Source organism: Streptomyces fragilis (assembly GCF_003112515.1).
Classification (GTDB): Bacteria; Actinomycetota; Actinomycetes; order Streptomycetales; family Streptomycetaceae; genus Streptomyces; species Streptomyces fragilis.
In genome coordinates this window covers 24,510-37,898 of sequence record NZ_BEVZ01000014.1, presented here as the reverse complement: position 1 = coordinate 37,898, position 13,389 = coordinate 24,510, and the positions used below count along the sequence as shown (strand labels likewise).

The 13,389-nt window shown below is 74.3% G+C and carries 12 protein-coding genes; all 12 read right to left on the bottom strand.

All coding sequences use genetic code 11. The annotated features are described in order from the left end of the window. Window positions 1-42 precede the first annotated feature (42 nt). Window positions 43-780 (bottom strand): lysophospholipid acyltransferase family protein, encoded by a 738-nt coding sequence (locus Sfr03f_RS29695; protein WP_435841959.1) that lies wholly within the window; start codon window positions 778-780, stop codon window positions 43-45. Then, window positions 738-1,430, bottom strand: coding sequence for a (d)CMP kinase (cmk, locus tag Sfr03f_RS29690; protein ID WP_108957333.1), 693 nt, complete (start codon window positions 1,428-1,430; stop codon window positions 738-740). Before cmk ends, Sfr03f_RS29695 begins: the two co-directional genes overlap by 43 nt. A 166-nt stretch (window positions 1,431-1,596) precedes the next feature. Beyond that, a complete protein-coding gene (locus Sfr03f_RS29685) occupies window positions 1,597-2,694 on the bottom strand; it encodes a prephenate dehydrogenase (protein ID WP_108957317.1) in 1,098 nt (365 codons plus the stop codon). Between the two features lie 115 nt (window positions 2,695-2,809). Continuing rightward, window positions 2,810-3,823, bottom strand: coding sequence for an ADP-ribosylglycohydrolase family protein (locus Sfr03f_RS29680; RefSeq protein WP_108957316.1), 1,014 nt, complete (start codon window positions 3,821-3,823; stop codon window positions 2,810-2,812). 63 nt (window positions 3,824-3,886) lie between these two features. Next, window positions 3,887-4,942, bottom strand: coding sequence for a pseudouridine synthase (locus Sfr03f_RS29675; RefSeq protein WP_108957315.1), 1,056 nt, complete (start codon window positions 4,940-4,942; stop codon window positions 3,887-3,889). After that, window positions 4,942-5,601: an SMC-Scp complex subunit ScpB gene (scpB, locus tag Sfr03f_RS29670; protein ID WP_108957314.1), complete on the bottom strand. Its 660-nt coding sequence runs from the start codon at window positions 5,599-5,601 to the stop codon at window positions 4,942-4,944. The genes Sfr03f_RS29675 and scpB overlap by 1 nt, the downstream gene beginning before the upstream one ends. Continuing rightward, complete coding sequence (locus tag Sfr03f_RS29665; RefSeq protein WP_108957313.1) at window positions 5,598-6,857, bottom strand: segregation and condensation protein A; 1,260 nt, start codon at window positions 6,855-6,857, stop codon at window positions 5,598-5,600. Before Sfr03f_RS29665 ends, scpB begins: the two co-directional genes overlap by 4 nt. 18 nt (window positions 6,858-6,875) lie before the next feature. Continuing rightward, window positions 6,876-7,439: a hypothetical protein gene (locus Sfr03f_RS29660; RefSeq protein ID WP_170145189.1), complete on the bottom strand. Its 564-nt coding sequence runs from the start codon at window positions 7,437-7,439 to the stop codon at window positions 6,876-6,878. Further along, complete coding sequence (locus tag Sfr03f_RS29655) at window positions 7,424-8,593, bottom strand: ParA family protein (protein WP_108957311.1); 1,170 nt, start codon at window positions 8,591-8,593, stop codon at window positions 7,424-7,426. Before Sfr03f_RS29655 ends, Sfr03f_RS29660 begins: the two co-directional genes overlap by 16 nt. 387 nt (window positions 8,594-8,980) lie before the next feature. Further along, window positions 8,981-10,093 (bottom strand): alanine dehydrogenase, encoded by a 1,113-nt coding sequence (ald, locus tag Sfr03f_RS29650; RefSeq protein ID WP_159105763.1) that lies wholly within the window; start codon window positions 10,091-10,093, stop codon window positions 8,981-8,983. Between the two features lie 248 nt (window positions 10,094-10,341). Further along, entirely contained in the window at window positions 10,342-12,516 is a 2,175-nt protein-coding gene (locus Sfr03f_RS29645; RefSeq protein ID WP_372514427.1) for a tetratricopeptide repeat protein, read from the bottom strand. A gap of 185 nt (window positions 12,517-12,701) precedes the next feature. Next, entirely contained in the window at window positions 12,702-13,337 is a 636-nt protein-coding gene (locus tag Sfr03f_RS29640) for an NUDIX domain-containing protein (RefSeq protein ID WP_108957308.1), read from the bottom strand. Window positions 13,338-13,389 lie beyond the last annotated feature (52 nt).

The following is a 13,389-nucleotide window of genomic DNA, read 5'->3' as shown; positions in this document are numbered from 1 at the left end:
CTCATCGAATGGTCGGTGGCTCGCCCGCGCGGGGCTGTGCCACTACTCAAGTGTGACCCGGCGCCCGGTGAGACGCCTGGCCTTTTCCAGGTGTGCGGCCAGCCGCTCCTGGATGCGGACGGTCGCCTCGTCGAGCGCCGCGCGGGTGCGCCGCCCCGAACGGTCGCCCGCGTCGAACGGGTCGCCGAAGACGACGTCGACGCGGTGGCGCAGCGGGGGCAGCCCGGATATGAGGCGTCCGCGCTTCTCCGCGCTGCCCAGCACCGCGACCGGCACGACCGGGGCGCCGCTGCGGACCGCGAAGTAGGCGAGGCCGGCCCGCAGCGAGGTGAAGTCGCCCTCGCCGCGGGTGCCCTCGGGGAAGATGCCGAGCACGCCGCCGGCGGCGAGTACGCCGAGCGCGTCGGTGACCGCCTTGCGGTCGGTGCCGGACCGGTCGACCGCGACCTGCCCGATGCCGCGCAGGAACGGGTCCAGCGGGCCGACGAACGCCTCCTTCTTGATCAGGAAGTGCGTCGGCCGCGGGGAGACGCCCATGACCATGGGACCGTCGAGCAGGTGGCTGTGGTTCACGGCGAGGATGGCTGCCCCGGTGGGCGGCACCTTGCCGGCGCCCAGCACGCGCGGGCGCCACAGGCCGTTCATCAGCCCGACGCCGATGCGGCGGCCGACCTCGGCCCCGCGCGGCGACGGTGCGGCGGACCCGGCGGTCCGGCCGCTCCTGCCGGTCTCCTGGCTCACTTCGTGGCTCGCTTCTCCTCGACCAGGGTGACCACGCACTCGATGACCTGGGCGAGGGTCAGCTCGGTGGTGTCCACCTCTACGGCGTCGTCGGCCTTGGCCAGCGGGGAGGTCTTGCGGCCGGAGTCGGCGGCGTCCCGCTTGAGCAGGGCCTCGCGGGTCGCGGCGACGTCGGAGCCCTTGATCTCGCCGCTGCGGCGGGCCGCGCGGGCCTCCGGGGAGGCGGTCAGGAAGATCTTGAGGTCGGCGTCGGGCAGCACGGTGGTGCCGATGTCGCGGCCCTCGACGACGATGCCCCGCTCGGCGGAGGCGGCGATGGAGCGCTGCAGCTCGGTGATCCGGGTGCGCACCTCGGGCACGGCCGAGACCGCCGACACCTGGGAGGTGACCTCCTGGGTGCGGATCGGGCCGGCCACGTCGGTGCCGTCGACGTGGATGGTCGGGTTCAGCGGGTCGGTGCCCGAGACGATCTCCGGCTTGGAGGCGGCCGCGGCGACGGCGGCGGGGTCGGCGACGTCGATCTCGTTGGTCACCATCCACCAGGTGATCGCCCGGTACTGGGCGCCGGTGTCCAGGTAGCTGAGGCCGAGCTGGGCGGCGACGGCCTTGGACGTGCTCGACTTGCCCGTGCCGGAGGGGCCGTCGATGGCGACGATCACTGCCGGTGCGGTACGGGCGGCGCTTTCCACGGTGGCGGACACCTTCCTGAGGCGGAGCTGTAGGGGCCGGGCGCGAACGCGCCCCCGACAAGGTTACCGGCCGATCGGGCTCATCCTTACGGGTGACCTGCTCCGCGGCTCGGCCGGCCGCCTCCCGCGCGGCCCAGGACCGGTTCGGGGCCGGTCGTGGGCCGGCTCAGGTCCGGACGGCCCAGCCGCGCTCGCGGAGCGCCTGGGTGAGCTGGGAGACGCCCTGCGGCTCCACCATCAGCTGCACGTGGCCCGCCTGCTGGCCGGTGGCGTGCTCGATCCGCACGTCCTCGATGTTGACGCCGGCCCGCTCCGCGTCGGCGAAGATCCGGGCGAGCTGGCCGGGCTGGTCGGTGATGAGGACCACCACGGCCTCGTAGACGCGCGGGGCGCTGCCGTGCTTGCCGGGGACCCGGGTCTGCCCGGCGTTGCCGCGGCGCAGCACGTCCTCGACGCCGCCCACGCCCTCCTTGCGGGCGGTCTCGTCCTCGGACTGCAGGGCGCGCAGGGCGCGGACCGTCTCGTCGAGGTCGGCGGAGACCTCGGCGAGCAGGTCGGCGACCGGGCCGGGGTTGGCGGAGAGGATGTCGATCCACATCCGCGGGTCGGAGGCGGCGATCCTCGTCACGTCCCGGATGCCGGGGCCGCAGAGCCGCACGGCGGCCTCCTCGGCGTTCTCCAGGCGGGCGGCGACCATGCTGGACACCAGGTGCGGCATGTGCGAGACGAGGGCGACGGCGCGGTCGTGGGCGTCCGCGTCCATCACGATCGGCACGGCGCGGCAGAACGAGACCAGCTCGAGGGCGAGGTTCAGCGCCTCGGTGTCGGTGTCGCGGGTGGGGGTGAGCACCCAGGGGCGGCCCTCGAAGAGGTCGCCGGTGGCGGCGAGGGGGCCGGACTTCTCCTTGCCGGCCATCGGGTGGGTGCCGAGGTAGGCGGCGAGGTCCTGTCCGGTGCCCCGCAGCAGCGCCTCCAGCTCACGGCGGGGGCCGCCCTTGACGCTGGCCACGTCCAGGTAGGCGCGGCCCAGGCCGCGGACCATGGCGTCGGCGACGGCGCGGGCGACGTGGGCCGGGGGCACGGCGACGATCACCAGGTCGACGGGGCCGTCGGGGGCGGCGTCGGTGCCGGCGCCCAGGGAGGCGGCGGTGCGGGCGCGGTCCAGGTCGTGGTCGTCCAGGTGGACGGTGACGCCGCGGGAGGTCAGCGAGAGCGCCGCCGATGTCCCGATCAGGCCTGCGCCGATCACCAGGGCGGTCCTCACGGTGCTGCTCCTCGCGCTCTTCCCATTCCGACGCCGCCCACCCTATCCACCCCGGCTCCCCCCATGGCGCCGGCGCCCGCCCCCCGAGACGCCCCGTGCCGCCGGGGCGGGGTCGTCAGGCGTCCCAGAGGGCGGCGAGGGAGAGCAGTTCCTCGCGGTACTCGATCCGCTCCGCCCACTCCGCGGGCCACGCGCCGGCCCCCAGGTGTGCCCCGGCGAAGGCTCCGGCGAGGCAGGCGATGGAGTCCGAGTCCCCCGCCGTGCAGGCGGCCCGCCGCAGCGCGGTCAGGGGCTGGTCGGGGAAGAGGAGGAAGCACAGCAGCCCCGTCGTCATCGCCTCCTCGGCGATCCACCCCTCCCCCGTCGCCAGGCACGGGTCGGTCTCCGGCGAGACGGAGCCGACCGCGGCCCGCAGGCGGTCCAGGGCGTCCAGGCAGTCGTCCCAGCCCCGCCGGATGAAGCCGGCCGGCGTGGGGTCCTGCGACCGCAGCCACAGGTCGCCCAGCCACCGCTCGTGGTAGACGTCCCGGTTGTCGAGCGCGTAGGAGCGCAGCAGCCCCACCAGGGCCGTGGGGTCCGCGCCCTGGGCGAGCAGCCGTACCGCGTGGGCAGTGAGGTCGGAGGCGGCCAGCGCCGTCGGGTGGCCGTGGGTGAGGGCGGACTGCAGCTGCGCCGCGCCGGCCCGCTCCTCGTCGGTGAGCCCGGGGACCAGTGCCACCGGCGCGACCCGCATGTTGGCCCCGCACCCCTTGGAGTGGATCTGGCTGGCGTCCTGCCAGGCGTGCCCCTCCGCCGCCAGCAGTTCGCAGGCGGTGACGCAGGTCCGTCCCGGCGCCCGGTTGTTCTCCGGGGAGCGGTTCCACGCGACGAACTCCTCGCGCACCGGCCGCTCCATCCGCTCCGGCCCGAGCGCTCCCCGCTCCATGGCCGTGCGCAGCCCCCGGCCGAGGGCGAGCGTCATCTGGGTGTCGTCGGTGACGATCGCCGGCTTGGGCAGCTCCATCTCCCGCCACGGCCCGAAGTCCGCCAGGATGCCCGGCACGCTGCGGAATTCGGTCGGGAAGCCGAGCGCGTCCCCGAGGGCGAGGCCGATCATCGTCCCGGTGGCGGCGTTCTTGGTCGTGGTCATGAAGGAACCCCCTTATGCGTCAACCTGACGATAAGGGGGTTCGTTCCACGGCACAAGGATTTTCTAGAGGTCGACCTCACGCATCAGCATGCCGACCTCGGTGTTGGACAGCCGCCGCAGCCAGCCCGACTTCTGGTCGCCCAGGGTGATCGGGCCGAAGGCGGTGCGCACCAGGCTCTCCACCGGGAAGCCGGCCTCGGCCAGCATGCGGCGCACGATGTGCTTGCGGCCCTCGTGGAGGGTCACCTCGACCATGTAGTGCTTGCCGGTCTGCTCGACCACGCGGAAGTGGTCGGCGCGGGCGTAGCCGTCCTCGAGCTGGATGCCGTCCTTGAGCTGCTTGCCCAGGTCGCGCGGGATGGGGCCGATGATGTGCGCGAGGTAGGTCTTCTTCACGCCGTACTTCGGGTGGGTCAGCCGGTGGGCCAGCTCGCCGTGGTTGGTGAGCAGGATGACGCCCTCGGTCTCGGTGTCGAGGCGCCCCACGTGGAAGAGGCGGGTCTCCCGGTTGGTGACGTAGTCGCCCAGGCACTGGCGGCCCTCGGGGTCCTCCATCGTGGAGACCACGCCGGCCGGCTTGTTCAGCGAGAAGAACTGGTAGGACTGCGTGGCCACGGTCAGGCCGTCGACCTTGACCTCGTCCTTCTCCGGGTCGACCCGCTTGCCCTGCTCGAGGACGATCTCGCCGTTGACCTCGACGCGCGCCTGCTCGATCAGCTCCTCGCAGGCACGGCGGGAGCCGTAGCCGGCGCGGGCCAGCACCTTCTGCAGGCGCTCGCCCTCCTGCTCGGCGCCGGGGAAGGTCTTGGGCAGCTTGACGTCCTTCTTGCCCGCGTACCGCTCCCGGTTGCGCTCCTCGATCCGCGCGTCGTACTCGCGGGAGGTGGCGGGCTGGGTGCGCCCGCCCCGGCCGCCGCCCGACTTCGCGCCGCGCGCGCCGGACGCGCCGCCGCGGCCGGCCTTCGGGCCGTCCTTGGTCGCCCCGGGACCCACGTCGTAGCGGCGCTCCTCGGGGCGGGGCTTGCGGGGGCGGCCCTGCCCCTGCTTCTGGTCCCTGTCGTTGCCGGCGCCGCGGTAGTTCCCGCGCCCGCCGCTCTTGCCGCTGCCGCTGCTTCGCATCAAAATTCCGTCTGGTCGTCTGCGTCGTCTGCTCCCGGCGCATCGGGTGCGTCCGGGTCGAACGACGGAACCCCCTCCTGGCTCTCGGCCTCGATCGTCTCCGCCTCCGGGACGAAGGGCGCGAGCTCGGGGAGCTCGTCCAGACCGCGCAGGCCCATCCGCTCCAGGAAGTAGTTCGTCGTCCTGTACAGGATCGCACCTGTTTCGGGTTCCGTGCCCGCCTCCTCGACCAGACCCCTCTGGAGGAGGGTGCGCATGACGCCGTCGCAGTTCACTCCGCGCACCGCGGACACCCGCGAGCGGCTGACCGGCTGCCGGTAGGCGACGACCGCGAGGGTCTCCAGCGCGGCCTGGGTGAGGCGGGCGGTCCGCCCGTCCAGGACGAGGGCCTCGACGGCGGCGGAGTACTCGGGCCGGGTGTAGAACCGCCAGCCGCCGGCGACCTTGCGCAGCTCGAAGCCGCGGCCCTGCACGGTGTACTCGTCGGCGAGTTCGCGCAGGGCGTCGGCGATCGCGCGGCGGGGACGCCGGAGCACCTTGGCGAGGTGCTCCTCGGCCGCCGGCTCGTCGACGACCATCAGCACGGCCTCCAGGGCGGGCTTGAGGTCGAGGCCCGCGACGGCGTCGTCCGGTGCGGCTGGGGGCTCGACGGCGCTCATCGGCGCTCCTCCTTCGTCGTGTCGGCGGCCGGGCGGTCGAACTCGTCGGTGACGACCGGCCGGGGGCCGTCCTCGTCGCCGGTCCAGCGGACCAGCAGCTCGCCGAGGGCGGCCTCCTGTTCCAGGGCGACCGCCTTCTCCCGGTAGAGCTCCAGCAGCGCCAGGAAACGGGCGACGACGGTGAGGGTGTCGTCGGTGTCCTCCACCAGGGTGCGGAAGGTGGCCTCGCCCAGTTCGCGCAGCCGGCTCATCACGACGGCGGCCTGCTCGCGCACGCTCACCAGCGGGGCGTGGATGTGGTCGACGTACACCTGCGGCGCGGGCCTGGGCTGCATCGCCTTGACGGCGAGCCGGGCGAAGCCCTCGGGGCCGATGCTGAGGACCACGTCGGGCAGCAGCTCGGCGTGGTGCGGCTCCAGGCCCACGGTGCGGGGGTGGCGGCGGGCCTCGTCCTCCAGGCGGGCGCTGAGGATGTCGGCGATCTGCTTGTACGCGCGGTACTGGAGCAGCCGGGCGAAGAGCAGGTCACGGGCCTCCAGGAGGGCGAGGTCGGCCTCGTCCTCCACCTCCGCGGCGGGGAGCAGCCGGGCCGCCTTGAGGTCCAGCAGGGTGGCCGCGACGACCAGGAACTCGGTGGTGCGGTCCAAGTCCCAGTCGTCGCCGCGGGCGCGGATGTGGGCCATGAACTCGTCGGTCACCTGGGACAGCGCCACCTCGGTGACGTCCAGCTTGTGCCGGGAGATCAGCTGCAGCAGGAGGTCGAAGGGGCCCTCGAAGTTCGTGAGCCGCACGGTGAACGTGTCCGGGTCCGCCGCGGGGACGCCGTCGTCGGCGGGTGACGGGTCCGGGCCCGCGGCCGACGGGGTGCGCGCGGGCGGGTGGGGCGGCGGGGCGGTGCCGGGTTCGGCGTCGTCCTCGGGGGCGGGCGCGGACCCGTCACGCGACAGCGGGGCGGCGGGAGACTCCGCGTCCTCACGCGGCGGCGCGGCAGTCCGCCCTGCGGCCTTGCCGGGCGCGGCGGCGGGCCCGGCGAGGGCCTCGACGGCACTGTCGGCCGCAGGCACGGCGGTGAGCTCGGGGGCGTCGGCGGGCGCGGGCGCGGCGGTGGGCTCGGGGGCGTCGGCGGGCGCGGGTGGGGCCGTGGAGGGCTCGGGGGCGTCGTCCGGGGCGGGCGCCGGGGTGGCCGGGGCCGGGGCCGGGGGGTGGCCGGGGCCGCGGCCGAGGGGGCGTCTGCGGGCGGGGACGTTCGAGGTCATGGCCGTGGCAGGCTACCTCTACCGTCCGCGCAGCCGCCGCACCAGGATGCTCGCGTCCCCCCGGGACTCCAGGTCGGCCAGGACCACCGCGACCGCCTCGCGGACGATGCGCCCGCGGTCGACGGCCAGCCCGTGCTCGCCGCGCAGGACGAGACGGGCGTGCTCGAGGTCCATCAGTTCCTCGGCCGAGACGTACACCGTGATCTTCTCGTCGTGCCGCTCCCGCCCGCTGGGCCGGCGCGCGGGGCGCCCCCGGCGGCGCGGGGCGATCCCCGTGGCCGCGGCGGCGGCGCCGTCGGTGCCGCCCGCCCTGCTGTGCGTCTCGCCGGGTTCGCCGCCCGCCGTGTCCGCGACGGCGTGCTCGGCGCCCTGCGCGTCACCGCCCTGCGCGGGCACCGAGGGCGGCGGGCCCTCGGCGCCGTCCCGCGCGACGGCGGGGTCGTCCTCGCCGGCCGGGGACGGCACCCGCGGCTCCGGCCGCTCGGCGGTGGCCTGGCGGCGCGGTGAGGAGGACTGGAGGCCGGAGCCCCCGGTGGTGCGGAACAGCTCGTCGGCTCCGGGCAGACTCACTCGGCGTGACACCGGGCGAGCACCTCCCTGGCGAGCTGGCGGTAGGCGGCGGCGCCGACGGAGTTGGACGCGTAGGTGGTGATCGGCTCGCCGGCCACCGTGGTCTCCGGGAACCGGACGGTCCGCCCGATCACCGTGTGGTACACGTGGTCGTCGAACGCCTCGACCACGCGCGCGAGCACCTCGCGGCTGTGCACCGTGCGGGAGTCGTACATCGTGGCGAGGATGCCGTCGAGCTCGAGCTCCGGGTTGAGCCGCTCCTGGACCTTCTCGATGGTCTCGGTCAGCAGCGCCACACCGCGCAGCGCGAAGAACTCGCACTCCAGCGGCACGATGACCTTGTGCGCCGCCGTCAGGGCGTTGACCGTCAGCAGACCCAGCGAGGGCTGACAGTCGATCACGATGTAGTCGTACTCGGACATCAGCGGCTTGAGGGCGCGCTGCAGCGTCGACTCGCGGGCGACCTCGGAGACCAGCTGGACCTCGGCCGCGGAGAGGTCGATGTTGCTCGGCAGCAGGTCCATGTTGGGGACCGCCGTCTTGAGCAGCACGTCGTCCGCCGCCATGCCCCGCTCCATGAGCAGGTTGTAGACGGTGAGGTCGAGCTCCATCGGGTTGACGCCGAGGCCCACCGAGAGCGCGCCCTGGGGGTCGAAGTCGACCAGCAGGACGCGCCGGCCGTATTCGGCCAGGGCCGCGCCCAGGTTGATGGTGGACGTCGTCTTGCCGACGCCGCCCTTCTGGTTGCACATCGCGATGATCTTCGCCGGGCCGTGGTCGGCCAGCGGCCCGGGGATCGGGAAGTACGGCAGGGGACGCCCGGTCGGGCCGATGCGCTCGCGGCGCTGACGCGCGGCGTCGGGCGCGAGGGTGGCCGCGTACTCGGGGTCGGGCTCGTATTCGGCGTCGGGGTCGTAGAAGTGACCGTCGGGCAGTTCGTCGTATTCGGCGAAGTGGGGCGCGCCACTTGCGTCGCCGGTCCTGGCGTTCACGTGATGGGCATCCATGCTCTGGTGTGCTGTCGGAGCCAGTTGGGGGTCCTGGCTCTGGTGGACTGCGGAGGTACGGACCGCGACGGAGCCGACAGCCTCGATTCCGGCGGGTCCGGTGCCCGGCGCAGGCGTTCCTGGTTGACCACCCCCGGGAGTAAATGTCGACTCATTCACAAGTCGTCTTACCTCCTTGGTGACCAGGAAACTTCTAGACAGGTCAGCGTGGCACCATGCCGACGATGGGCGACTCTATGGCGTGTCGGCCGTTCGCAGCAACACAATCCACCGGACCCGGCCTCCCGTGTCCTTGTCGGACATGCCTGTTGTCAAGGGCGTACGCGCGTCGCACCGCGCGCTCCACCCGGGCGCACAACGACCGAAATCCGACGTCGAGTTGACTGCCCGGGCCGCTCACCTGCCGGTCAACCGCCCGTGGACACGCCACCGGCCGGACCTGGAAGCCCAAGGTCCGGCCGGTTTCGCGGTGTTGACCCACCGGTTGACGGGGTGGTGACCGTCTCGTCTTGTCGGAATGTCGACTCACCCACGTTTACGGCGGGTTCAGCCGAGCACGCTCTCCAGGGCGACGTGCTGCATGCCGTGCGCCTCGGCGACCTCGCGGTACACGACCTGGCCGTCGTGGACGTTGAGGCCCTTGGCGAGCGCTTGGTCGCGGCGCAGCGCCTCGACCCAGCCGCGGTTGGCGAGCTGGACGACGTAGGGGAGCGTCGCGTTGGTCAGCGCGTAGGTGGAGGTGTTCGGCACCGCGCCGGGCATGTTGGCGACGCAGTAGAACACGGAGTTGTGCACCGCGAAGGTCGGCTCGGCGTGCGTGGTGGGACGGGAGTCCTCGAAGCAGCCGCCCTGGTCGATGGCGATGTCGACAAGGACACTTCCGGGCTTCATGCGCGAGACCAGCTCGTTGCTGACCAGCTTGGGGGCCTTGGCGCCGGGGATCAGCACCGCGCCGACGACCAGGTCGGCCTCGACCAGCGCCTTCTCGATCTCGAAGGAGTTGGAGACGACGGTCGTCACCTTGGTCCCGAAGACCTTGTCCGCCTCGCGCAGCTTGTTGATGTTCAGGTCGAGCAGCGTGACGTGGAAGCCCATGCCGATGGCGATCTGGGTGGCGTTCCAGCCGGAGACGCCGCCGCCGAGCACGACGGCCTTGGCGGGGGCGACGCCCGGGACGCCGCCGGGGAGCACGCCCCGGCCGCCGTTGGCGCGCATCAGCTGGTAGGCGCCGACCTGCGGGGCGAGCCGGCCGGCCACCTCGGACATCGGGGCGAGCAGCGGCAGGGTGCGGTCGACCTCGACGGTCTCGTAGGCGATGGCCGTGGTGCCGGAGTTGACCAGCGCCTCGGTGCCCGGGCGGTCGGCGGCGAGGTGCAGGTAGGTGAAGAGGACCTGGTCCTTGCGGAGGCGGTGGTACTCCTCGGCGATGGGCTCCTTGACTTTGAGGATCATGTCGGCCGCGGCCCAGACCTCGTCGGCCGTCTCCAGGATCAGGGCGCCGGCGGCGACGTACTCCTCGTCGGTGATCGACGAGCCGAGGCCGGCGTTCCGCTCGACGACGACCTCGTGGCCGTTGCGCACCAGTTCGTGGACACCCGGCGGGGTGATGGCCACGCGGAACTCGTTGTTCTTGACCTCGCGGGGGATGCCGACCTTCACGTCGATCACGGTCCTTGCAGTCGGGGGGCATGGGGAGCACATGCGGCGGCGGGGTACTGCCAGGGCATGCACGGATATACCGGTCACATGTGAGCACACCGGGATACACGCCGGAGAACCGGCGACATTGCCAGTCTAATGAAGGATTTCCCGCTGTCTAGCCTTGTAAAGCCAGCGTTACCCGAGGGATACGCCACTGATTTCGTAGGGGCCGGGAAGACGATCCGGGACGACCCGTGCGTACCGGGTCAGCCGGGCCCGCCGGAGGGCTCCTCCTCCAGCATGCGCTCCGCGCTCCGCCGGTGCAGCCGGGCGGCGGACGGGTCGCCCAGGCGCTCCAGGACGCCGGCCAGCGCCAGGTGCAGTCCCGCCTCCAGCCGCCCGTCCTCGGCGCGACGGGCCCAGGCGATCGCCTCGCGGAAGGTGCGCAGGGACTCCGCGAAGCGCCCGGTGTGCTCCTGGGCGCGGGCCAGCTCGCCCAGGGCGCGCGCGCAGGCCGGCAGGTCCTCGCCGCGCCGGTGCTCGGTGACGGCGGCCCGCCGGTGACGCAGCGCCTCCTCGTGCCGGCCGGCGCGGGCGTGGGCGGTGGCGATGCGGCCGTAGAGCCGGGCCGCCTCGGCGCGCTGGTCGCGGGCGAGGCGTTCGGCGAGGGCGCGGCCGTACCAGTCGGCGGCCCGGTCGAGGTCGCCGAGCTCCTGGTGGGCGCCGCCGATCGACTCCATGGCGCGGCCGACGGCGTACGGGTCCTGCGCCCGGCGTCCGGCGTCCAGGGCGGCCCGGTAGCCGGTCAGCGCCTCGGCGGCGCGTCCGGTGCGGGCGTCCAGGTCGGCGAGGTTGAGCAGGGCGGCGGCCTCCTCGCGGGCGAGTCCGCGCCGCCGTGCGACGTCCAGCATCAGCTGGTGGACCGTGTACAGGTCGGCGGCCGCCCCGTCGTCGCCGACGTGCGCGACCAGGGCGCGCACCAGCTGGGACATCAGGCGGCGGGCCAGGGTGTCCAGCTCCCCGTCGCCGGCGGCCGTCCGGGCGGCGGCCAGGAGCACGTCGCGGCGTTCGGCGAGCCAGGCGGCGGCGTCCTGGGGGCCGGGGAAGCGCAGGGCCCGCGGCAGCGCCTGCTGCCGGACCCGGGCTTCCTCGCCGGTCCCGGCCGCGACGCGGCAGGCGTGCAGCAGCCGGACCGTGCGCTCCAGCGTGCGGGCGCGGGCCAGCCGCAGCTCCGCGGGGCGGTCCAGGCGCTCGGCGAGGGCGGCGAGCAGGGGGTGCAGGCAGCCGGGGACCTCGTAGAGCAGGCCGGCCGCGGGCACCTGCCGCAGGAGCGCGAGCCGGTGGAACCGGTCCAGGGTCTCGGTCGCGGTCTGCGGGGAGCAGCCGGCCAGGGCGGAGGCGGTGTGCGGGTCGACCACCCCGGCGGGGGCGAGGGACAGCAGCCGCAGCATCCGGGCGGCCGCCGCGGGCAGACCGTCGTGGACCAGTCCGAGCATGCGCTCCAGCGGACCGGCCGCCGGGTCGGCGCGCAGCTGGGCCACCAGGTCGGCGACGGCGACCTTGGGGCGCTCGGCGAGCCAGCCGCCCGCGAGCAGCAGGGTCGCGGGCTCGCCGTGGCACTCCTCGGCGAGCTGCTGCGCGGAGCAGGGGTCGACGGTGACCCGGACCTCGCCGGCCCGGCGGGTGAGCAGGTCGACGGCGGAGCGGGTGTCCAGGCCGCCGACGACGCAGGGCCGCACGTCGGGGATCCCGGTGAGGGGTCCCCGGGCGACGGCGACCACCAGGCAGTCCGGGGAGTCGGGGACCAGTTCGTCGACCTGTTCGGCGTCGGCGGCGTCGTCGAGGAGCAGCAGGACCTTCCGTCCGGCCAGCGCCTGCCGCAGCGCGGCGGTCAGCTCGTCGTCCTCCGCCCCGGGCGCGACCCCGGCGGCCGCCGTCGCGCGTGCCTCAGCCGCGGGAGCGGCGTCGCGGGGCGCGGACCTCACGGCCGCGGCGGGGGCGGTCGCCGGGGCGGGGAGCGCTTCGAGGAGGCGGCGGGCGACTCGGCCCGCGGGGACGGGGCGGCCGCCGGGCTCGGTGAGCCTGGCCCGCAGGACCCCGTCGGGGTAGCGGCCGGCGACCCGGCGGACCAGTTCCTCGGCGAGGTCGCTGCGGCCGGAGCCGGGCCGGCCCGCGACGAGCAGGACGCGGGCGCGCGGGGCCTTGCGGCCGGCGATGGTGTTGAGGCCGGCCCGTTCGATGTCCCCCAGCAGCTCCTTGAGCTCCCGGGTCCGTCCCACGAAAGCCGAGGGGGGCGCCGGCCGGGCCTCCCGCTCCGTCCTGCCCGGCGGGGTGCGCGGCGCCGGGGCGGGGGCCGGTGGCTGCGCGGACGGCTCTCCGGAGGGCCGTCGCGCCGTGTCCGTCGACGCCTGGCTGCCGGTGTCCACCGCCTGGTCGGTCACGGGCCACACTCCCGTCATGCACGCGCGCGCCACCCCGTCCGCGGGGCCTTGCACGAGCGTAGTTCACACGGCGGCGGCGCAACGGGGGACCACACGGGCCCGGTCCCCCGACCGGACGCGGGGCGCGGCCCGTTCGCCCGAACCGGCCGCGCCCCGCCTGAGACGTCCGTGATCCCGCGAGGGACCTACGCCTCGAACGGCCGGGCGGGCCACGGCGCCTCGGCGGGCCGCAGCGCCTCCAGCCCGTCGCCGGCGCGCGCCGCGACCAGCGACAGCACGCCGACCACCAGGCAGTTGTTGTGCAGCTCCCCCGCCAGCACGCCGCGCACCAGGTCCGCGACCGGGACCCGGGCGAGCTCCATGTCGGACTCCTCGTCCTCGACCTCGAAGCGGTCGCCCTCGGCGTCGGAGAGTCCGCGCGCCAGGAAGATGCGCACCGCCTCGTCGCAGCCGCCGGGGGTGGTGTAGACGTCGGCGAGGACCCGCCAGTCCTCGGCCTTGACGTGCGCCTCCTCGTACAGCTCGCGCTGGGCGGCGTGCAGCGGGTTCTCACCGGGCACGTCCAGCAGGCCGGCCGGGATCTCCCACAGCTTCTGGCGCACCGGGTGCCGGTACTGGCGCAGCACCACCGCGCGGTCCTGCTCGTCCAGCGCCAGCACGGCCACCGAGCCGGGGTGCACCTGGTAGTCGCGGCCGACCACCGCTCCGCCCGGCATCACCACCTCGTCGGTCCGCACGGAGGTCTTCTTGCCCGTGAACGGGGTGCTCGACGAGCGGATCTCCCACTCCTCCGGGGCGTCCTTGATCACCTGGTCGGTCATCGGGCCAGTCCTCTCCACCACTACTCACCACTACTCGACACCTGGGAAACAG